The 21,569-nt window shown below is 52.1% G+C and carries 18 protein-coding genes; 10 read left to right on the top strand and 8 right to left on the bottom strand.

What is annotated here, in order from left to right:
• Positions 1–28 precede the first annotated feature (28 nt).
• Entirely contained in the window at positions 29–499 is a 471-nt protein-coding gene (locus tag BUA93_RS04515) for a hypothetical protein (protein WP_083597118.1), read from the bottom strand.
• Between the two features lie 21 nt (positions 500–520).
• Positions 521–1,132, bottom strand: coding sequence for a hypothetical protein (locus tag BUA93_RS04510; RefSeq protein ID WP_072977788.1), 612 nt, complete (start codon positions 1,130–1,132; stop codon positions 521–523).
• Between the two features lie 119 nt (positions 1,133–1,251).
• Between BUA93_RS04510 and BUA93_RS04505 the strand changes: the two genes are divergently transcribed.
• From BUA93_RS04505 to BUA93_RS04480, 7 genes are all read left to right on the top strand, one after another.
• Positions 1,252–2,421 (top strand): TraB/GumN family protein, encoded by a 1,170-nt coding sequence (locus tag BUA93_RS04505; RefSeq protein WP_072977786.1) that lies wholly within the window; start codon positions 1,252–1,254, stop codon positions 2,419–2,421.
• A 66-nt stretch (positions 2,422–2,487) separates the two neighbouring features.
• Positions 2,488–2,610: a hypothetical protein gene (locus tag BUA93_RS16655; protein ID WP_255396653.1), complete on the top strand. Its 123-nt coding sequence runs from the start codon at positions 2,488–2,490 to the stop codon at positions 2,608–2,610.
• 149 nt (positions 2,611–2,759) lie between these two features.
• A complete protein-coding gene (locus tag BUA93_RS04500; RefSeq protein WP_254793849.1) occupies positions 2,760–5,534 on the top strand; it encodes a YfhO family protein in 2,775 nt (924 codons plus the stop codon).
• A 24-nt stretch (positions 5,535–5,558) separates the two neighbouring features.
• A complete protein-coding gene (gene ispF, locus BUA93_RS04495; protein WP_072977785.1) occupies positions 5,559–6,044 on the top strand; it encodes a 2-C-methyl-D-erythritol 2,4-cyclodiphosphate synthase in 486 nt (161 codons plus the stop codon).
• Positions 6,045–6,156: 112 nt separating this feature from the next.
• Positions 6,157–9,849: a hypothetical protein gene (locus BUA93_RS04490; protein WP_072977783.1), complete on the top strand. Its 3,693-nt coding sequence runs from the start codon at positions 6,157–6,159 to the stop codon at positions 9,847–9,849.
• Between the two features lie 207 nt (positions 9,850–10,056).
• Complete coding sequence (locus BUA93_RS04485; protein ID WP_072977781.1) at positions 10,057–11,763, top strand: Na/Pi cotransporter family protein; 1,707 nt, start codon at positions 10,057–10,059, stop codon at positions 11,761–11,763.
• A 195-nt stretch (positions 11,764–11,958) separates the two neighbouring features.
• Positions 11,959–13,053, top strand: a complete 1,095-nt coding sequence (locus BUA93_RS04480; protein WP_254793848.1) for an HAD family hydrolase — start codon at positions 11,959–11,961, stop codon at positions 13,051–13,053.
• 63 nt (positions 13,054–13,116) lie between these two features.
• On the opposite strand, the gene BUA93_RS04475 is transcribed toward BUA93_RS04480, so the two are convergent.
• The 4 genes from BUA93_RS04475 to pgk all read right to left on the bottom strand — a co-directional run bounded on the left by BUA93_RS04475 (position 13,117) and on the right by pgk (position 16,918).
• Positions 13,117–13,827 (bottom strand): hypothetical protein, encoded by a 711-nt coding sequence (locus BUA93_RS04475; RefSeq protein WP_139257762.1) that lies wholly within the window; start codon positions 13,825–13,827, stop codon positions 13,117–13,119.
• Positions 13,828–13,838: 11 nt separating this feature from the next.
• On the bottom strand, positions 13,839–14,672 hold the full coding sequence (locus BUA93_RS04470; protein ID WP_072977778.1) for a hypothetical protein: 834 nt from the start codon (positions 14,670–14,672) through the stop codon (positions 13,839–13,841).
• 96 nt (positions 14,673–14,768) lie between these two features.
• Positions 14,769–15,560 (bottom strand): hypothetical protein, encoded by a 792-nt coding sequence (locus BUA93_RS04465; RefSeq protein ID WP_139257759.1) that lies wholly within the window; start codon positions 15,558–15,560, stop codon positions 14,769–14,771.
• Positions 15,561–15,661: 101 nt separating this feature from the next.
• A complete protein-coding gene (gene pgk, locus BUA93_RS04460; protein ID WP_072977774.1) occupies positions 15,662–16,918 on the bottom strand; it encodes a phosphoglycerate kinase in 1,257 nt (418 codons plus the stop codon).
• A gap of 575 nt (positions 16,919–17,493) precedes the next feature.
• On the opposite strand from pgk, the gene BUA93_RS04455 reads away from it, so the two are divergent.
• Both BUA93_RS04455 and BUA93_RS04450 read left to right on the top strand, forming a co-directional pair.
• Positions 17,494–18,531, top strand: a complete 1,038-nt coding sequence (locus tag BUA93_RS04455) for a hypothetical protein (RefSeq protein WP_072977773.1) — start codon at positions 17,494–17,496, stop codon at positions 18,529–18,531.
• Positions 18,525–18,890, top strand: a complete 366-nt coding sequence (locus BUA93_RS04450; RefSeq protein WP_072977771.1) for a dihydroneopterin aldolase — start codon at positions 18,525–18,527, stop codon at positions 18,888–18,890. The genes BUA93_RS04455 and BUA93_RS04450 overlap by 7 nt, the downstream gene beginning before the upstream one ends.
• Before the next feature lies 1 nt (position 18,891).
• Here the strand turns inward: BUA93_RS04450 and BUA93_RS04445 are convergent, their stop codons facing one another.
• Together BUA93_RS04445 and BUA93_RS04440 are read right to left on the bottom strand one after the other, a co-directional pair.
• Positions 18,892–20,427, bottom strand: a complete 1,536-nt coding sequence (locus BUA93_RS04445) for a YifB family Mg chelatase-like AAA ATPase (RefSeq protein WP_072977769.1) — start codon at positions 20,425–20,427, stop codon at positions 18,892–18,894.
• A 9-nt stretch (positions 20,428–20,436) separates the two neighbouring features.
• A complete protein-coding gene (locus tag BUA93_RS04440; RefSeq protein WP_072977767.1) occupies positions 20,437–20,760 on the bottom strand; it encodes a SpoVG family protein in 324 nt (107 codons plus the stop codon).
• Between the two features lie 204 nt (positions 20,761–20,964).
• Here BUA93_RS04440 and BUA93_RS04435 point away from each other — a divergent pair, with 204 nt between their 5' ends.
• Positions 20,965–21,516, top strand: a complete 552-nt coding sequence (locus BUA93_RS04435) for a carbohydrate-binding family 9-like protein (RefSeq protein ID WP_072977766.1) — start codon at positions 20,965–20,967, stop codon at positions 21,514–21,516.
• Positions 21,517–21,569: the final 53 nt, after the last annotated feature.

Genomic DNA, 21,569 nt, shown 5'->3' with positions numbered 1-21,569 from the left:
TGCCCGTTCTCGGCGCACCTCCAGTAGCCTAGTATATATCGTAGAAATAGTAGGTGACTGTACCTTCGCTGGTCTTCCACCAGGCCATTTCAGAACCGTCCTTGTAGATGGTCAGTTCGTCGTCGTCCTGATAGAAATGGAAGTAGCTTCCGAATTCGGAATCGTATCCTTCGTCGTATTCCGATTCGAGGTAATAGTAACGGTCCCCATCCAGGTTCAGGCTGGCGAGTCCGTCGCTATCGACTCGAAGGCCGACCTTCATCGACGGGCTTATGTTGCGCATTGGCCCGCAGTCATAAGCGCCGAAACTGTCATAACGGCAGTCTTGAGTCCAGTAGTAGCGGAATTGGTTGCTGAATCTTGCTCCGTCGGCATCCGGATCCGGTCCGAGATCTCCGCAAGCAATAAGGAAAAAACCGCAGAATGCCGCAAGAGCGACTGAAAAAAACGACGCTTTGTGAAGCGCCGCTTTTGCAAAATGTTTGGAAAGACCTTTCATCGTTTCCGTCAGGCAAGATGATTACGGATTTTCGTAGTCGCCGCCGTAGATTTCTTCTTCGGCTGCTTCGGTGTTTTCGTCCTGGTAAGCTTCCGGAGCCTGAAGGTCGCGGGTGCTGCCGTACTTGCGCTTTTCTTCTTCGGTCAGCTTGTTGGAATAGACGATTTCTTCCTGTTCCTGGGAAGCTTCTTCCTCTTCTTCCTGCAAGATCTTCTGACCCTGTTCAATGCGGCGCTTGATGCGTTCGTCTTCCATCTGCTTCAGGTTCGTGCCGACCTTGGCCTGTTCTTCGGACATCACGTAGCGTTCGTTTGCTTCGTCCATGGCGGCCTTGATGCCAATCAGACGACCGCGGCTATCGACTTCGAGACCGGCCCTGCGCAGGGTGGAAAGGGGCAGACGGCGTGCTGCGGTCTTGTATTCGTCCTTGAATTCGTATCCATCGGAAGTGGCGATGTCGTCAGCCTCGCTCGGGGTGACGTATTCAAGGGCTTCTTGCCAGCGGGAACCCTGCACGCAAGAGGTGAAACCGACAAGGGCGTTGTCGAGGGCTTCCGGGTCATCGGACTTGGAACCTGCACAGCCGGTTAGGACCAGTGCGGCCAAAGAAAGGTAAGCCAGAATTTTTTTCATAGGGTAAAACCTCCGAAAAAATAGATTTCCTCCTAAATATAAACATTTTTTATAAAAGTCAACAAAAAAGAGCTGAAATTTTCAATGTAGGGGGCGTTTTCTTGCTATCATTTAAGGCGATGAACGAAAAATCTGATATTTACCGCATAAAAAAAGACGATAGAGAGTTTGTTTTAATCGGCACCGCCCATATTTCGCAGGTTTCAAAGGATCTTGTCCGTGCAACCATCGAGGCGGAAGCACCCGACACGGTGTGCGTCGAGCTGGATGAAGGTCGACTGAAGTCTATCAAGGAGCCGGACCGCTGGAAAAAGACGGACCTGAAGCAGGTTATCAAGAACAAGCAACTTGGAACTTTGATTGCGAACTTGGTGCTGGGGTCTTACCAGAAGCGTATGGGTGCCCAGACGGGCGTAAAGCCGGGTTCCGAACTCAAGGAAGCGGTGGACTGCGCCGAGGGCCGTGGCGCCGAACTGGTGCTTGCCGACCGTGACATCAAGATTACGTTGCGCCGTACGTGGGCGTGTACTCCATGGTACCGTAAGCTTAGCTTGCTGGGCGGGCTTTTTGCGAGTATCTTCGACAAGACGGAAGTCAGCGAAGAAGACCTCGCCAAGATCAAGGAGCAGGACGCCCTGAGTGCTATGATGCAGGATTTCGGCAAGTCTTTCCCTGAGGTCAAGCAGGTGCTGATCGATGAACGTGACCAGTTCCTGGCAAGCAAGATCAAGAATGCTCCCGGCAAGAAGATTGTGGCGGTCGTGGGTGCGGGGCACATGAACGGAATCGCGAAGATCATCGAAGAAGACCGCGAACTTCCGAGCGAGGAATCTATCAGCGTGATTCCGAAGAGTGCGCCGATTTGGAAGATTATCGGCTGGGTGATTCCCGTGGCGATTATCGCAAGCATTATCGCGGTTGGAGTCCATGCGGGTTTTGAGAAGGCGGGCGAACTCAGCCTCCAGTGGGCGATGCTTACCGGCGGTGGTGCCATGCTCGGTACGGTAATTGCGGGCGGGCATCCGGTGACGATTTTGGTGGCGCTGGTGGCGGCTCCGTTTACGGGACTTACTCCGCTGATTGGCGTCGGGTTCTTTACGGCGCTTACGCAGGTTTACATGAGGCCACCCCGCGTGTCCGAGATGGAAACCTTGGCCGACGATATCTGGCAGGTGCGGCGCTGGTGGAAAAACCGCGTGACGCGCGTCATTCTCTGCTTCTTGTGTCCGGGGATTCCGGCGATTATCGGAAAGATTCTCGCGATATTCAAAATTTACCAAGCGTTTTAGTTTTTTTTTGCTTTTTTTGAAAAAATTGTGTATCTTATAGCTAAAGCTTTTTTATAGGAGAAATTTATGGGAAAGATCATTAAGTATGTCGCCATTGCCGCCGCTTGCGTCATCTCGGCTTTCGGCGTGTATTGCCTGATTAAATATTCTTCTGCCGACGACAAGCTCGAAAACAAGTCCGAAGAGTAGTTTTAAAACATTTTTTTGATTAAGACGGCTGGATTCCCAGCCGCCCTTTGGTGCTTTCTGCTTTTTAGCGGTTCTTGTAGCTTGTATATAATAGTTCCTAATAATTCTGAACTCCGAATTCCGAACTCCGAATTATCTACATTATCCGCATGAATTTCTTAAATAAGAAACCTGCATTTTTCGTGGCGGTTTCCGCCATTTTCCTTGGAATCTTGCTGATCGTGTTCCGCGACTTTGCGTTCGACCCGAACCAGCTCATGCTCAACAGCGACCAGCTGAACGGTATCGGTAGCCGCATTCTGCGCGCCGAAAGTGCCGTACTCACCGAATGGGACGATTCCCGCTTGGGTGGCGTGCCGACGATCGATGCCTTGTTCGCTGACGCTTACCATCCGCTGGTGTGGGTGCAGTTCCTGATGGACCCGGCCCGCGCCGTGGGTTTCAAGTTTATCTTGACCTTGTGGGTGGCCTTTATGAGCGCCATGGCTCTCGCCTGGAACCTGACGGGGAACCGCTGGTGGGCGGGCCTCCTCGGAATGCTTTACGCCTTCTCGCCGGAATTCTTTACCTACCTGTACGGTGGCCACGACGGCAAGATGATGGTCTTTGCCATTGCGCCTCTTGCCTTGCTTGCTATTCGCAAGGTGGTACGCTCGGGTAGCATTCCTTACATGATTGTGCTTGCGCTCTCGGTCGCCTGGATGATTTTGGGTTCGCACCTGCAGCTTACCTACTTGTTCCTGTGGGGTGCTGGCCTTTACACGCTTTACGAAGTCGCCTTCCATTGCGATGCCCTAAAGACTCGCGGCAAGCGCCTTGGCCTTGCTGCGGTGGGCCTCGGCTTTGGCCTTGCTCTTTCTTGCTTCCAGATTGTACCGCCTTACATGTACACGACCACGCAGTCGGTGCGCGGTGACGATAGCCACACCAATTACGGCCACGCCGTGAGTTGGTCCTTGCACCAAGAAGAAATGGCGCAGATTCTGTTGCCGGGCTTTGTGGGTGTGGACGTTTACGAACAGAACGAAAAGACGGGTGATCTCGAAGGTTCCTCTTTCGTGAGTTTCTCGATGGACGAATACCGCAAGCTGCAGGGCGGTTCGCCGTTCTATTGGGGCCACAATGCGTTCAAGTTGGACCATAACAATGCGGGCGCCTTGCTCACCTTCCTCGGATTCCTTTGCCTGTTCTTGCCGGGAAAGCGTCGCTATGCGGCTTTCTGGGGCTTGGGTGCTGTTGTCGCCTTGAGCTACGGCATGGGCGATCATTCTCCGCTGTTCAAGCTGTGGTACAATGTGCTCCCGGGTGTCAAGAACTTCCGTGCTCCGGGCATGGCGCTGTTCTGGTTGCCGCTCTTGCTCGTGATGATGGCGGGCCCGGTTTTGAAGGCTCTCTCGGCCGAGGGCAAGACTCCTGAAGAATCCGCCGAAGCCGAAGATAACCGTCGCGCCTTGTTGCATGGTTCTGCCATGTATGGCGTGCTCCTGGTGCTTGCCTTGATTGCCCGTTTTGCCTGGACAATCTTTATTGGCCCAGTCGGCTTGGTGGTGATGATTCTTTATGCCGCCCTTTGCCTTGGCGTGATGAGCCTTGATGACCAGAAGAAAAAGCTTACCGTTGCAAATTTGACCGAGGCATTCCAGAAGGGCCTTCCGGGAACTCCGCGTGCACTGCAGGCTTGCATCTTTATCGGCTTTGCCTATCTCGGCGTGATGCTCATGAGCGGCCAGAAACTTTTGGAAGATCCGATTACCGCTCCTTACTTTAAGCCGCTGAACGAAATCGTGATGAATGCGACCGCCGGCAAGGCTGTCCCTGGCTTTGTGCTGGTGCTGGTGATTGTCGCGGTGACGCTCTTTGTGGCGAAGTGGAAGGCTCCAGTGGCACAGAAGGCGGGCGTGCTTGCGCTTGCCGCAGGTATCGAACTTTTCTTTATCGATGGCGCGTTCGTTCAGAATGTTCCGGCAGGTGAATACTTGCAGCCGACTAATCCGGTGGTTGCCGCTATCAAGGCACCGTACAAGAGTGATTCCTTGAATACGCCGCGCGTGCTTTCGCTGTCGCGCAACAAGGCATTGAGTGGAAACATTTTCCCGCAGTACCACATGCGCAATGCCGACGGCATTCACGATAACGAACTGGCGAGCTACCGTGCCTTCCGCGGCGGTCAGCAGGACGCGAATTACCTGATGAATATCAATGACCCGACGGCCGTGCACCCGTTCCTCGACTTGATGAACGTGGGCGCCATCATTTTCGATAGTCGTCAGGGAACGACCTACATGCCGATTCCGACGGCAATGGGCGAGGCCTACCTCTACGGCGAAGCCGTGGTGATGGATGATTCCGCTGCCATAAAGACGCTTCAGACACAGGCCGCCATTCGTGAACAGAAAACCGCCGAACCGGTGGCAGAACCCGTTGCAGACTCCGCCGTTACGACCGCCGATAGCGCTACCGCTGATTCCGCAAGTGCTGTGGCGGCAAAGCCGACTGCCCCTGAATACGGCGACGAGCCGGGCAAGTTCTTCTACCGCGAAAAAGTTATTTTGTCTGAAGCTCCGGAATTCGACGGCAAGGGCAGCGTGGCTGCCAAGGGCCCGATTCAGGGTTCTGCAAAGCTTGTCGCAAGTCCCAAGATGGATACGCAGGTGTTCAACGTGACTGCGGACCGCGAAGGCTTCATGGTCGTCGCCGGCAACTATCACCCGTATTGGAAGGCTTACGTGAACGGCAAAGAAACTAAAGTCTACAAGGCGTTTGGAACCTTGCGCGCCGTGCAGATTCCGGCTGGTAACTCCGAAGTCCGCATGGAATACCGCAGCGCCCCGTTCCATAAGACGATTCTTGTGAGTGTAATTGCAGCGGTGCTGTTGATTGTTCTCGGTGCAGTCACCGCCGTACGTTGCCGCACCAAGTGTTAGTTAGATTATAATAAAGGATTCATTATGGATAAGATTTATCGTTCGGGTATCGGTTTTGACGTTCACAAGTTGGTGGAAGGTCGCAAGTGCATTATCGGCGGGGTGGACATTCCGTACGAAAAGGGCCTGCTCGGCCATAGCGATGCCGATGTGTTGTTGCATGCCATTAGCGACGCCTTGCTCGGGGCCGCTGGGCTCGGCGATATCGGAACGTATTTCCCGGACACCGATCCCGCCTTCAAAGGTGCCGATAGTCTGGAACTGTTGCGCAAGGTCGGTGAAGAAGTCAAGAAGGCCGGTTACGAGATTATCAATATCGACAGTGTCGTGATGTGCGAACGCCCGAAGGTGAACCCGCACAAGGACCAGATGAAGGCGAATATCGCCCGCGTGCTTGGTCTTGACGTGAAGCAGGTTGGCATTAAGGGAACGACCACCGAAAAGCTCGGCTTTACCGGTCGCGGCGAGGGAATCGCCTCCCAGGCCATCGCCATGGTCCGTAGCTTTTAGGCTGCTATGTCATCCCCGCCCCGCATCAAGTGCGGGGTAAAATCCGGCGGGGATCTCCTAACGACGCAGAATAATTTATATTTGTTGCGTATAATTTGTTAGGAGGAAATCTATGCTTAAAAAGTGGTGCTTTGCAGTTGCCCTGCTTGCCGTTGTGCAGGGGGCTTTTGCGGCGTGGTCGGGCTCGGCCAAGTTACCGAAGGTCGTCAAGAGTGATGGCCTGGACTACTACGAAATCACGACCCCAGAAGAACTAGTCTGGTTCCTGGATTCGGCAACGGTGCTGAAGAAGTATGACGAAACGCTTCGAGCCTATCTAAAAAACGATATTATTTTTGGCTCGGACACGTCGAAGCTTTGCTCTAAAAAATGGGTTCGAAATAAGGACCAGTCCCTCTTTCAGGGGTTCTTTGATGGCCGCGGTCATACTGTTTATGGTTTGAATGCCGAGAATTCCATGTTCGAAACCATCGGAATTAACGTGGGCGAAGTCCGCAACGTCAATGTGGCAAACAGTTCCTTCGGTAGCGATACGGCTTATTATGTTGGCGCCATTGCCGACATGCTGCGCGGTGTTGTGCAGAATGTGAATGTGACCAATACGAAGGTGGTGTCTGCTTATTATGCCGGTGGTATCGCGGGCCGCATGATTTCGTCGGACGATGAACTTACTGCCATTTTCAATAGTAGCGTCGAGGGTGGCTCTGTTACGGGGGCATCCTATGTGGGCGGCATTGTTGGCTACTCTAGAGGCCGCATCCTTGGCTGTTCCAATTCGGCGAAGGTCATCTATTCGGAAAAGGTGACTGACAGAACAGATTTCTCGTACGATATTTATATTGGTGGTATCGTTGGGTACGCGGAATCGCAACCCGGCTATGCCATAGAAGGCTGTGTCAATCGTGGTGCAGTTGAAGTGGTAACGGCGCATAGGGAAGTGTATGTGGGCGGTGTCGCGGGCTATGTGCTCGGCTCGGTTGCCAATTTGCAAAACTATGGCGACGTGTCGTCCAAGGTTTCGTTTGAAAGCGATCCAACTTCATCTTTGCCGGTTTATTCTTATGTGGGTGGTGTTATTGGCAACAAGCATCTTCATCGGTACGAAACGGGTGAACTCCGCGATTTTTTGAATGAAGGTAATGTGACTGCAATGGTCGAAGGCGCCTTTAAAACGGGTGAGTTCGCCGTTGGAGGAATCTTTGGTGAAAATCGTTATCTTCCCATAAGCAACGCGTTGAATAAGGGGGCGGTCAAGGCTTACGGCTACGGTGGTGAACTGAAGACGTATGTTGGTGGCGTTATTGGTAATGAACAGATGAATTCCAATTATCTTGGATTTGACAAGTTGGGTAACCGCGGAAATGTTTATGCGGAAGGTGTTTTCAGAACTTATGTAGGCGGTGTTTTAGGGTGGGCGGATCGTCCGTACAATCTTAATGATGCACTGCGCCGTTCCTACAACTACGGTAATGTGACGGGTAGCGTAGCGGATACGTCGACCCTTTCGGAAGAACTGGATGTAGGTGGCATTGCGGGCTACGCAAACGAGATGATGATAACCGATGTCTATAACCGTGGAAGTGTCTCGGCAAAGGGAAAGCTCTCTTATGGCGGAAGTTATGTTGGTGGAATCGTGGGACGCTATACTTATCCAGATTTCTATATCCAGAATGCCTATAGTGCGGCTCCCGGCATAAAGGGAGATTCCATCGGGGGCATAACCGGCTACACCAACGCTATGGTTCCTCCGCGTAATACCTATTACGACGGCACTCTTTCTAATGTGAGCGCGCTGGGTCAAATCTTGTACAGCGATTTAGTGGAATGTACGGACTGCAAGAAAACGACTGCGGAACTGCAAAGTGACGAAATGGTGGCAACGCTGAATACATCGAACGGAGAAACTGCAGACAGAAAGCTATGTGTGCGCCGCGGTGGGTATCCGGTGTTCACTTTCGATAGCTTGTATAAAAACGATTCGGTTTTCTTTGACAAGGGCGAATTTGCAATGCCGTTGTCGCACGTAGAGGGCGATACCCTTGTCTACACCATTTCAAATTCCTCTGAACTGAATAACTTCCTGGAGATGGGTTATACCTATAAAAGGTATCCTTATAAGCTCAAGGTTGAACTTGCCAACGACATCGTCATGGGGAAGGATACAGTTCATTTGGCGAAGCAGAAAATTGCAACTGACACGAGCCGGACCGGGTGCCTGAAAATGCGCTTTAACGGTAACGGACATACCATTTATGGGCTCAATATGTCGCGCTCCATATTCTATTGTGTCGGGGATACAGCGCTTGTTGAAAACTTGACGATTGCCAATAGCCGCTTTGAAAATAACTATGGAATGTCTGCGGCCGGTGTTGCGATTGAACTCGGTAAAAATTCCTGTATCCGCAATGTCAAGATACGCAATAGCCTTGTGCGCGGTGGGGATTTAGCGGGAGGAATTGTGGCGCATAACTATGGCGTCGTACGTAATGATACGAACGAAAATACAGTTGTTCTTTCGGATGGCGTTGCTGGTGGTATCGTTGCGGAGGGCAATGCCGTTGTTGTCGAAAATGCAAATTCAGGCCGAGTGTCTGGGCAACTTGTGGGCGGCATTATCGGTTATGCGGGCTCTGGATACAGCGGCTCGGCCACGATTATTGATAATTCTAATAGCGGAATGGTGCTTGCTTCGGGTGACGGATCTGTTTCTGCGGGAGGAATCGTGGGACATGCGGTCAGGAGCTCGATGAGTAGAAACCATAATACGGGACTGGTTGAAGGTCGCTCCACTTCGGGTATCCTTACTATTGGCGGCATTGCGGGACAGTTGGATTCTGTGAATACGTTTACCGCTGGTGGCAACTGGGGTCGTGTTCACGCCCTTTCGGGTAAGGCGGTGTATGCAGGTGGTGTGATTGGCTTAAGTAACGGATCCTTCAGTAGCTTGAGCAGTGGGACGCGTTTCGCAACAACAACTGTCGTTTATTCATATAACTATGGACCTGTAACTGTCAAGGCTTCGGATAGTGTCGCTTATGCTGGAGGCCTTTTGGGGTATGGCCTTGCTACATCTGTCTATGACGACTACAACAGGGGAACTGTCAAGAACGAGGGTGGCTCGACACTTCGATATACAGGAGGAATTGCGTCTGTAATCGATGGTGGACGAATTGCCTCGGGATATAATTATTCGGATACACTGTCGGGAACCGGCATAGCATCGTTGGTGTATGAATTTTTAGGCGGAAGTAATTCCTTGGCCAACTATTATTATGGTGGCAAGTCGGTTTCTGCTTTTGCAAAGTATGCTGTCGATGAGACAAACGAATTTGATACCGAAACGACCGTCTTCAAGTCCTTTGATGAGATGAAGGGTAATCTTGCCTTCTTGACTAATGCAGAGTGGGTATTTGGAGACTGCCTGCCCAAGATGAAAACGGATACGACCTCGACTTGCAATGTAAAAGTGGTCAAGGATTTCTATGGGGATTCGGATGAGCCGTATGTCTTGAGTTTCCGGGAAGACGTGGTGCTCGCGGGTGACGATTCTACGGGCCAGGGTGAAGGTGGAACGACTCCTGTGCTGGTTAAGCCTGTGGCGCCTTTGATGCAGGTGGAAGTTTCTGCACGGAATATTTCTGTGACTGGTCTTGCCGAAAAAAGGCCGGTGGCGGTACTCGATATGCAGGGCCGCCTGGTGGCGACGGCACGTGCCTATGGGACTACGGTGAATCTCTCGGTTCCGAGGGCGGGTCGCTACATTGTCCGTAGCGGAAAACAGACAAGAATTGTAAATATCCGCTAGTTTTTGAGACAAAAGCCCCCGTCATTTGACGGGGGCCTTGCTGTAATAAATTTTTTCCTTTTTTATAGCCCTTTATGGAATGGGAAAATGCTGGTACTTTACTATATTTTTACGTACTCTTTACAATAAACAACTCACCGCCATGAGCCCGAACTAGCTGAAAGGCAGCGACGATGATCCGGTAGTGGCGTTCCGTAGGAATGTCCTATGACACTTATGATTCTTAAAATGATAGGTTGCCTTGCGCTCCTCATGTTCGGCATGAAGACCATGAGCGAAGGCTTGCAGAAACTCACGGGCGGTCACCTGCGTGCTGTCCTTGGAACCATGACCAAGCACCGCATCGGAGGCCTTCTCACAGGTACCTTTGTGACTGCCTCGGTGCAGTCTTCTACCGCTACGACCGTCCTTACCGTAAGCTTCGTTAACGCTGGCCTGCTCACATTGAGTCAGGCCATTCCTGTTATCATGGGTGCAAACATCGGTACTACGGCCACGGCATGGATTATGTCCGTTTTCGGGTTCCAGTTCAACATGAGCTCGGTGGTGTGGCCCTTCTTCGCCCTCGGCATCATCCTTTCTTACACCAAGAAGAATTCGACCAAGAGTATCGGCGAATTCGTGTTCGGTTTCGCGTTCATGTTCCTCGGCCTTACCACGCTGCGTGAAAATGCGGTGGCTATGGACTTGGCTCACAACCAGACGGTGATCAACTTCTTTGCGACGACTGGCGGTTGGGGAATCTTCAGCACGCTCCTCTTCTTGCTGCTGGGTAGCGTCCTTACCATGTGCGTGCAGTCGTCTGCGGCTATCATGGCGATTACGCTTTTGCTCTGCAGCAGTGGAGTGCTTCCGATTTACCAGGGCATTGCGCTCGTGATGGGTGAAAACATCGGTACCACGGTGACATCGAACCTCGCCGCTCTTTCGGCAAGTACGCAGGCAAGGCGCGCGGCCTTGGCGCACATGCTCTTCAACGTGTTCGGCGTGGTGTGGGTTTTGATAGTGTTCCGCCCGTTCGTGAACATGGTGTGCAGCATCGTAGGGTTCGACCCGACGTTTGTGCCGCACACCGACGAAGAAGTTGCCCAGGCGAGCGTCCGTGTGACCTACGCGCTATCTGCCTTCCATACGGCATTCAACCTCTGCAACGTGCTTATCCTCATCTGGTTCATCAAGCCGATGGAAAAAATCATCTGCAAGATTATCCGCGAGAAGGAAGACGGCGAGGATTTCAAGGTCAAGTTTATCAGCGCGGGCCTCATGAGCACTGCGGAACTTTCGCTTTTTGAAGCCCGCAAGGAAATTAACTTGTTTGCAGCCCGCACGCAGAAGATGTTCCGCATGGTGCCCGAACTGCTCGAGATGAAGGACGAGAACGATTTCGTGAAGCTCTTTGCCCGCATCGAAAAGTACGAAGGCATCAGCGACAACATGGAAATCGAAATTGCCAAGTACCTGAACCAGGTTTCCGAAGGCCGCTTGAGTCCCGAAAGTAAGACGAATATCCAGTCGATGCTCCGCGAAATTTCTGAAATCGAAAGTATCGGGGATTCCTGCTATAACATGGCCCGCGCCATCAACCGCAAGTTTAGGAGTACCGACGACTTTACCGAAGAGCAGTACAACCGCATCAAGCACATGATGCAGCTTTGCGACAAGGCGTTAACGAACATGATTGATGTCATTAGCGATGCTGTGACTGCCGACGCAAACCGTACGCTGAATATGGAGAATGAGATCAACGATTACCGCAAGCTCCTCAAGGAGAAAAATATCACCGACATCGAATCGCAGAAGTACAGCTACCAGATGGGTGTTCACTACATGGACGTGGTGAACGATTGCGAAAAGCTCGGTGACTACGTGGTGAACGTGGTCGAGGCTCACACGAACAAAAAATTCTCCACTTAAATTCACCTGCAAACTTCGCAATATTGCATTATTCCCGTTGCTGTCATCCTGGAGGGCGGTACGCCCGACGGCGGACAGCACTTGGTTACTTGTAACCTTAGTGCGCATGGTCCCCGAATGGGGAGGATCCAGAGATACATTTTCACCTTCTATCAAAATGTGTTATATTTCTAAAAAACATAAGAAGGAAGGTGTATGATGTTTTCTCGAATTATTGCGACGAGTGCAATTGCAGCCCTGTTTTTTGCAGGCTGCTGCGAAAAATGTCCCAAAGAAAAGACTGCCGCTGCGCAGACTCCGGTTGCCTCGCAGGCGCAACAGTCCGCTTCGCTCCCGGAACGCCCGGTAACTCTCTCGCTGTGGACGGAACATGCTCCTGCAAAGGATTCTCTGGAAGCTTTCGTGCGTGCGGTGACAGATTCTACTTCGCCGGACTTTATCCCGGTGGAACGCCGTATTGCCGCGTTCGACTGGGACGGTACACTCTTCCTCGAAACGGCTCCGACCTACTTTGACTGGATGCTTTTTGAACACCGCGTCCTTGACGATTCAACTTTCAAGCCGTCCAAGCAGCAACTGAAGGCCGCCCGCGAAGGTCGCGAAAAGAAGGTCTTCCCTGGACTTAGCGCCGAACGCGAACGTATGGTCGCGCAGGCCTACAAGGGCATGACGCTCTCGGAATTTGAGGCTTACGTTCGCGCCTTTATGGCAGAACCGCAGCCGGGCTTTACGGGCCTCAAGCGTGGCGAAGCCTATTACAAGCCGATGGTCGAAGTGGTCAAGTTCCTGACCGCAAACGGATTTACGGTTTACGTGAGCAGCGGCACCGAACGCTACACGATGCGCCCCGTCGTCATGGACGGCCTCGGTCTTCCGCCTCGGCAGATTATCGGTTCCGATGTAGTCGTGGTGTCAAATAACCAGAACGGCGCCGACGGTCTCGCCTATACCATCCAGGATGGCGACAAACTCGTGCTTGCGGGGGAGAGCATCATCAAGAATCTGCAGATGAACAAGGTGACAGCCCTTGCCCGCGAAATCGGCTACCAGCCCGTGCTCGCCTTCGGTAACAGCGGTACCGACGCAAGCCTCTTGAACTATGCCATTCACGGCAACAAGTACAGGGCTATGGGTTTTATGCTCCTCTGCGATGACCTCGAACGCGAATACGGCAACGAGGCCAAGGCCGAAAAGATGCGTGCCGCCAGTGAAAAGAACGGATGGATTCCCGTGTCCATGAAGAACGACTGGAAAACCATCTACGGCGACAGCGTCCAGAAAGCGAACTAGCCTACCACTTTACGTAGAATCCTTTGCGCTTGGGTTATCCGTTTTGACGGACAACATTTTGATTTATTCGGGTTTTGGACGACACTGAAAATCTTGCCAGAATTTTTTGTCTGGGGTCTTGCATTGAATGTCAGACTCTTGAGATGTGCATAACGAGACCATTTCTAAGTCGTAATAAGATAGGTTGCTATAGGTTTTTATCCAAATCAGGTTAGTGGGTTCGTCATAACAAAGAGCTTCTGGCTTGAAAAAAAATTTTCTGTTTGTAACGGAATTAAAGATAATGTTTGCGTATATGGAATCACTGTAAAATTCTTCGATATCTGGGGGCGTGATTGCCGCTATGTTGAGAATTGCGTCCGCTTCATTAAATGATTGATCAAGAAGATGAGGCACAGTAAATAAGAACAAGCCTACAATCCACCCTACACCTCCAAAAGTAATCGACCCGAGCAGTCCTGTCGTGCCTATGGACCATTCTAGCCATTTGTTGCGGTTGTGGTTATTTCCGATGACCAAGGTCGTATCCAACAAGATATTGCTGTTGTTTACTATGGTCAGTTGATGTTCCCCTTTGGGAATGTTGACGGCTACCATTGCGGAATTTTGGGCGGGGCTTATTTCGGCGTATGTTTCCCCATCAATTAGAATTTGATGCTTTACGGTCCTTTGGTTGAAATAAATTTCTGCATGGCCTGTATTGACACTAGCGCAACCGGAAATCATCAGCGTCATTAACAATACGGCAAGGAATTTTTTTGATAGAGATCCCATAATCTTCCCCCCTATAGCCATAGTCCTGCGGATCCGCCGAATGACAAATTCCTCTTTTCGGCGTTCAGGTAGTCAGTGATGCCTGCGGAAATTTTGATATGGTCACCAATCCAGAGCGATGTCCCCAGGTACGCCTTGAACAGGTAAGGAAATTCAAAGGTCAGGTCCATTCTGTCTTCGGTGCCGCCCCACGGGGAGAACATAGAAATGGATCCTGAAAGGGCCGCTGGTCCCGCATAGACGGAAGCGTAGGTTCCTGCTGCGGCGGTGGTTACAATTTTTCCAGAATAATTTTCTTCGTACGTTTCTTTGGATGCAGGGATGCGATCGCCCATGTCATAGAAGCTTTCTGTGTATTGGTATCCTGTGTAAGAACTTTGCCATTGCCCTAAGGCGAAATATCCGAAAAGTCCACTTTCAAAATGCGTTAAGTTTATACCAACAACGCCCCGTATAAATGCGGATAGTGACGAATTGAAGCCGAAGGATAGTCCCGATAGGACTATTTCGTCCTTGAATAAAAAGTCTGCTGTACCTGCGAAATCCCAGGTCTTGTGTACGTAGGCGAAGTCGATTTTGCTGTTGGGCAGGGTGATTGAATCCGAAAAGTCTTCTTTTTCGTTTGAGACGTCCATCGGAATTTCTCGGTCTTTTGATTTGGCGACAGAAAACGAGAATCCCTTTAGTAAGGTCTGTTCAGGTACGAATTTTCCCACGCCATTAAAGTTTTCTATTTCGGGAATTTTAAATCGACCCTTGGTCATTTCGACCTTGGTTTCGATGAAGGTACACCCGCATAACAACGATGCGACGAGGAATAAAAGAAATGTCTCGAACTTATGCATAGGGGTTCCTTGCGAAAATCTAATAAATTGTAAAAAAGAAGCTCTGCAAAGTATATTGCAGAGTTGCGCAAATCATTTTTTTTAAGTGTCTACGAACTAGAAATTCAAGGAAAGTCTGCTGCCGTAGGAGCCTTTGCGGGCGTTGATTAAAGGCTCGATTTGCAGTTGCAGGGCGTGTTGTCTTCTGTAGTTGTACTGCACAAGGGAATTGCGGAAACGCTCTGCCTTGCGCAGCTTGGATCCGCCCACAATCTTTACGACGACGCCTGCGATGAAAACGCCGGCGCCTCCGAGGAATACGCAGTAACCAGCAAGGGCGATGTTCTCTTTACCTTCGTGGTCTTCATTGCACCGGTAATCATTGTAGCGACAGTCATCGTCGTCGGTATCGTCCAATGCGCCGATCATCATAATCCCTCCGATTGCAGCGGCAATACCGCCTCCGATCATCATGGCGTTGCCCGCTCTCCGCTTCGAATTGCCGCTTTGAGTGTAGATTTCAATCTTGTTTTGGTAGTAGGCGACACTGTCGTCATAGAAAACCTGCTGGTAGTATTGAAGCGGGTACTGCGGCTGTGCAACGGGGTACGGTGCCGGAGCATAATAAGGCTGCTGGGCAGGATACTGATTCGGGTATTGTGTCGGATACTGCGCCGGGGCGTACTGCTGTTGCGGGGGATATTGGCTGGGTTGACCGTATTGCGCGGGGGCGTATTGCGGAGTTTGCACATTTTGTTGAACCGACACATCTTGCGGCTGGTTTGGATATTGCACGTATTGGGGCTGCGTGGCAGGATCCTCGATCGGTGCTTCGGTCGGAGCGTATGAATTTGTCTCTTGTGCGAACACGGACATTGCAAATAAAAGAATAAAAACAAGATATCTCATAAGTTCAAAGATAAAAAAAGAAACCCTCGCGAACGAGGGTCCCCTTTAAGAATTTGAATTGAGATTGCTTCACCCCCTACGGGGCTCGCAATGACAAACCATTACTTATCCGTGAGCACTGCAACGCCCGGAAGAACCTTGCCTTCCAGGAGTTCGAGGGAAGCGCCACCACCCGTAGAGGTGTGGGTCACCTTCTTGTCGGCGCCGTACTTCTTGGCAGCCGTTGCGGTATCGCCACCACCGATCACGGTGATTGCGCCGGCAGCGGTAGCTTCGACGATAGCGTCGGCCATAGCCTTGGTAGCCTTTTCGAAGGCTTCGAATTCGAACACGCCTGCAGGACCGTTCCAGACGATGGTCTTGGCGGACTTGATAGCGTTCACGAAGAGCTTGGTGGATTCAGCGCCCACATCGAGGCCCATCCAGCCAGCCGGAATGCCTTCGGCGTCAGAGACAGCCTTCGTGGCAGCGTCGGCAGCGAACTTGTCGGCAGCGATGTAGTCAACCGGGAGGATGATTTCCTTTCCGGCAGCCTTGGCCTTGGCCATCAGATCCGGAACGAGCTTGGCGCCTTCTTCGTCAAACAGGGAAGAACCGATTTCGATGTTGTTGAGAACCTTCTTGAAGGTGAAAGCCATGCCACCGCCGATGATGATCTTGTCGGCCTTGTCGAGAAGGTTGTTGATGAGCTGGATCTTGTCAGCGACCTTTGCACCGCCGAGGATGGCGAGGAACGGACGCGGAGGATTGTTGAGCACCTGGTCGAATGCCTTGAGTTCCTTGTTCATGAGGAAACCAGCGGCACGCTGCGGCAGTGCAACACCAGTCATAGAGGAGTGATCGCGGTGAGCGGTACCGAAAGCGTCGTTCACGTAGACGTCAGCGAGCTTGGTGAGGCTTGCGCGGAAGGCCTTCACGGCTTCCTTGTCGGCCTTTTCCTTAGTTTCGGTGCCATCGGCGTTCTTGATCTTGCGCTTGCCTTCTTCTTCGATGTGGAAGCGGAGGTTTTCGAGGAGGATGATTTCACCCGGCTTGATAGCGGCGCAGGCGGCTTCGACTTCCGGACCCACGCAGTCAGAGAGGAACTTCACCGGCTTCTTGATGAGTTCTTCGAGCTTCTTTGCAACCGGAGCGAGCGTGTACTTCATGTTCTTTTCGCCATTCGGACGGCCGAGGTGAGAAGCGAGCACGACGGCTGCACCCTTGTCGAGAGCGTACTGGATGGTCGGGAGAGCGGCTTCGATACGCTTGGTGTTGGTGATTTCGCCAGTCACCTTGTCCTGCGGAACGTTGAAGTCGACACGGATGAACACGCGCTTGCCGGCGAGTTCGAGATCTTCGATAGAAAGCTTTGCCATTGTAGCAATCCTCTTTTTAGGGTTAAAATTTTACGGGCAAAATATAGTAACTTTGCGTAGGGCGAACAATGCGGAGCTGCTTGCAAATCCCTTTTTGAACCCGTCAAAGGCGAGTGATGCGACAAAAAACGAATGCTTTGGGGCATCGCCGAGCCGCCCGATTTCACATAAGTCATCCTCGACCCCGGAGTGCGTAGCACGATGGGGGAGGGGATCCAGAGTAGAGGTTGTAGGGGGAGGGAGTCTCCCCCTCGCTTCCATCGCCATCCTCAGGAACATAGGTCCCTGAGTCTGTCGAAGGGCGCTACCCCTTCGAACGGGGCCTCAAAACCCTGTAAGCGAGAGTCGCAGCCATGCTTGCATGGCTATGACCGAGCGTCATGGGTTTCTGTAATCGCCGGCCCCGTAACGCCCCGCTTGCATTTTTCCGCGATGCTTGTAAACATTGGGAAACAATTCGCCCGATGGGAAAACATAATGTTCACAAATGTGTAATGTTAAGGCATATTTTTGATGCAATTGTCCATATTTTTTTATATATTTCAAAAAAAAAATTAGACAATTTGGAGTGATAAATGAAACGTTCACTTTTGATGGTTCTCTGCCTGTCTGTCGTATCGGCTTTTGCTGGCGTGTACGATATTGAAGAATTTTCCGCAAAGGATGCGGGCACACCGGATGACTATATCGTTGCCGAATTTGGCGGAACGCTTAAGGTCGCTCCTGCAGATGAAGTCGAAACGCTCCAAGAAGGCCGCCTGGTCGTCCGTCAGAAGTTTGAAGATCCGTTTGGTGAATCCGAAACCTCTTACCAGCTCTACCAGGGTGGCAAGGGTGACCTTTCCTCGATGACCGCTCTGACTGCCGAAGGCGTTGATTATTCCAAGCTCATTTCGGCAAAGCTCTATGAACGTCGCGGTATGTCCGCCGATAAGGATGTCGAAAAGGTCTACTTCGATGGTAAGGCTGTTTACGCACCTGGTCTTACGACTGCGATTGTCTTTATTGACGGTTCTCCGGTGACCTTGAAGGGCGACGCTCCGGCTGCCGAAGAAGAGGAAGAAACCGTTGCCGCTGCCACTCCCGCCGCAAGCTCTAGCGAAGAAGAAGAATGTGACGAATACGATCCGGACTGCGAAGACGAAGATGAAGAAGATTACACTTCTTACAATACTTCCGCTCCGGTTGACAATACATCTGCCGATGATCGCGACTACGCCGCAAGCGACGCTGCAAACGATGTGGGCGACCGTTTCGGTATTGCTGATGAAGTCCGTTTCTGGGCTGCCGTTGCTCTGTCCGCCGTTGCCGGTGCCGGCATCGTGATGGGTGTTTTGAACCACAGCAAGGCCGGCGAAGCTCAGGATGCTTACGACGAGCTTTCCGAAATCAACGACAAGGTCTTGAGTGTTTGCGCCGCTGACGCAAACCCCGATAAGTGTCGTGCGGTAATGTCCGAGAAGGCCGGTAACTCTGACTGGTCCTTGGCCAACATGCAGAAGCGCATGGACGAAAACAAGGCAACTCACGATTCTTACGCCACCGCCCGTAACATCTGGTTCGGTGTCGCTGCCGGTGCCATTGCTGGCGCTGTTGTCCTCTTCGTATGGTAGTCGAAACGGGTAAAATCTCTATACGGGACCTGGAGTTCAGCTGCATTATCGGCACGCTCCCTTTCGAACGCGAAAACGAGCAGCCGGTGGTGATGAACATTTCCGTGTGGCTTGATTTTACCCTCGCTGCTCGCAACGAGGATTTGGCTCATTCCATTGATTATGTTCAGTTAGCTGATGATGTACAGGACTTCGTTTGCAAGTCCCGTTTTCAGTTAGAAGAAACGCTGGTTGTAGAAACCGCGAAACATATCCTGAACCACTACCCGAAGACCGTCGCGGCAGAAGTTTCTGTCCGCAAGCCGCTCGCAATCCCGCAAAGCGCCGGCGCCGAATCTTCCATCAAGATAATCCGCTAGGTTAGCTTCTGAAGGCGCGGTAGCGCAGGGCTTCGGAGAGGTCCTCGATTTCAACTGATTCTGAATTTCGAAGGTCGGCGATGGTGCGCCCGACCTTTAATAGTCTATAGTAGCCGCGGGCGCTCAAGTTCATTCGGTCGGCGGCGTTGATGGCGAATTTTTCGGTGGCGGAGGAGAGGTTGCAGCTATCCTTGGCGAAATTGGAACTCATTTCCGCATTCGTCTTGAAGCGGGTTCCCTTGAACCGTTTGCGTTGGATGTCGCGGGCGGCGCAGACTCGCTTGCGGATTTCTGCGGACGGCTCCGCGGAGGCCTTCGATGCAAATTGCGAGGCGTCTACGGGAGGAACGCTCACTTGGATATCGATGCGGTCAAGGAGAGGTCCTGAAATTTTTTCTTGGTAACGTTTGCGTGCCTCGGGGAGGCAGGTGCAGTGTCGCTTGGGATCCATGGCGTAACCGCAGGGGCAGGGGTTCATGGCCGCTCCCATCATAAATCGGGCAGGCCAGACGACGGTGCCGCTCGCACGGCTGACCGAGATGGAACCTTCTTCCATTGGTTCGCGCAGGGCCTCCAAAACGCTGCGGTTAAATTCGGGGAGCTCGTCCAGAAAGAGGACGCCGTTGTGCGCGAGGCTCGCTTCGCCCGGCTTTAGCCGGGTGCCGCCCCCCACCAAGGACACCATGGACGCGCTGTGGTGGGGCGTGCGGAACGGGCGCGTCATGACCGGCTTGAATTCGTCGGAATCACCGGCCGTTCTTGCGCACGAGTGGATGCGGGTTGTCTCTAGGATCTCGGTCTCGGTCATTTCGGGCAAAATGCCCGGCAGGCATTTTGCACAGAGCGTCTTGCCCGCTCCGGGCGAGCCTACCAGCAGAAAGTTGTGCGCTCCAGCCGCGGCCACTTCCAGCGCACGCTTGACGCCCTCCATCCCGACGACATTCTTGAAATCGGGAATGTCATTTGCGGTAATAGTTGATTTATTCTTAAAACGGAAGCCGGTGGCCCACCTGGCAACATTCTCTGCACCCGCTTCCAAAGCCTCGACGCATTCCCTGAGGGTATCTGCGCAGACATAGCGGATTCCTTCGACCAGCGAGACTTCGCTTTCGTTCGCGCGAGGAATCACCAGGATGTTCTTGGACTTTTCCGAAAGGCTCATGGCAATCGAAAGCGCGCCCCGAATCGGCTTCAGCAGGCCATCGAGCGAAAGTTCCCCCACGATAACGAGGTTTTCAAGTTGGGGAACTTCGATTTCGCCGGTCGCAACCAGCAGCCCGATGGCAAGCGGCAGATCCAGGGCGCTTCCTTCTTTCCGCAAATCCGCGGGTGACAGGTTCACCGTAGTCCGGAAACCGGTCACCACCTTGTCAATGGAACGAATCGCCGAAACGACACGTTCCCGTGATTCCCTTACCGCGTTGTCGGGTAACCCTACCATGGTGAAACCCGGCAGCCCCTGCGAGGCATCGATTTCGACACTCACCGGGACAGCCTTTATTCCAAACAAGCAGTAAGAACGGATTCGACGGAACATGGATTCTCCTTAGGCGACTGCGGCCTGGTACTTTTCAAGAACGCAATTTTCGATATGCTCGCGCAGGTTGCGTGCCATCGGGAAACATACGCTACGGAATTCTTCGCCCTTGAAGAACGGATCAATCGGGTAACCCACGAACATGCCGTTTTCGCCTTCCATCACGCGAAGCCCGCGAACCAGGAACTGGTCGTTGAGCACGACCGATGCGAGCCCCTTGATATGCCCCATGGAAGGGCCTTCCTTGAAGGGGTAAACCTGCACACTGGTGACGGCGAGGCAGTCGAACGCCCCGGTCGCATTCCATTCTTTCTTCTTCTTTTCTTCAGCCATATAGGCCTCCTAGTTTATGTGTGAATTTGCTGGCAACGTAACGAATTGCCCGTGCCGTTGTCGGAACCCTATTTGCAAGAACCGTGCCAATTTGAAAAAATGGCGAAATTAAACGAAAAAACGACAATTTCAAAAAAAGACGAATCTGCCGAGGTGATTAATCACCGATTAATCACTGATTAATCAGTTTACTATTATTAACACATGCTCTTGAAACCGAATATGAACTGGCCCCAGAATCAGGGAATCGCTCTCCCGACCGTGCTTGCCGAGGCGGAACTTTCCGCGGATTATTTCACGATCCACTTTACGGTGGAAGAACCTTCGGACTGCTTCCGTGCCGAAGTCGATGGCGACAACGGCCGCAGTTGGGAAGATTCCTGCGTCGAAATTTTCCTACAGAGTCCAGTGAATCCCGGTGAGTACTTCAACTTCGAAACGACTAGCCGTGGCTACCTTTTGGCGGCCCGTGGCCCCGACCGCAATAACCGCACGGCGCTTCCGCAGTCGGAAATCGACAAGGTGATTCGGACCAAGCAACTTGCCAGCGTGGCAGGCAACCTGGTGTGCTGGGGAATGACGGTGCAGATTCCGGCGAGCATCCTTGGCATCCAAAGTTTCAACGGAGTCCAACTCAGGGGAAACCTGTACAAGTGCGCCGACAAGGCGAAAACGCCGCACTACCTGAGCGCATTCGAGATTGAAACCGAGAAACCCGATTTTCACCGCCCGGAGTTTTTCAGGGATTTTACCTGATGGTCCCTAGTCTGGGATCTGTAAGCGGCGGTCGCTGCCGTTTGTAGTTTTAT

Source organism: Fibrobacter sp. UWH4 (assembly GCF_900142475.1).
Lineage (GTDB): Bacteria > Fibrobacterota > Fibrobacteria > Fibrobacterales > Fibrobacteraceae > Fibrobacter.
This window is presented reverse-complemented; position numbering and strand designations above follow the sequence as displayed.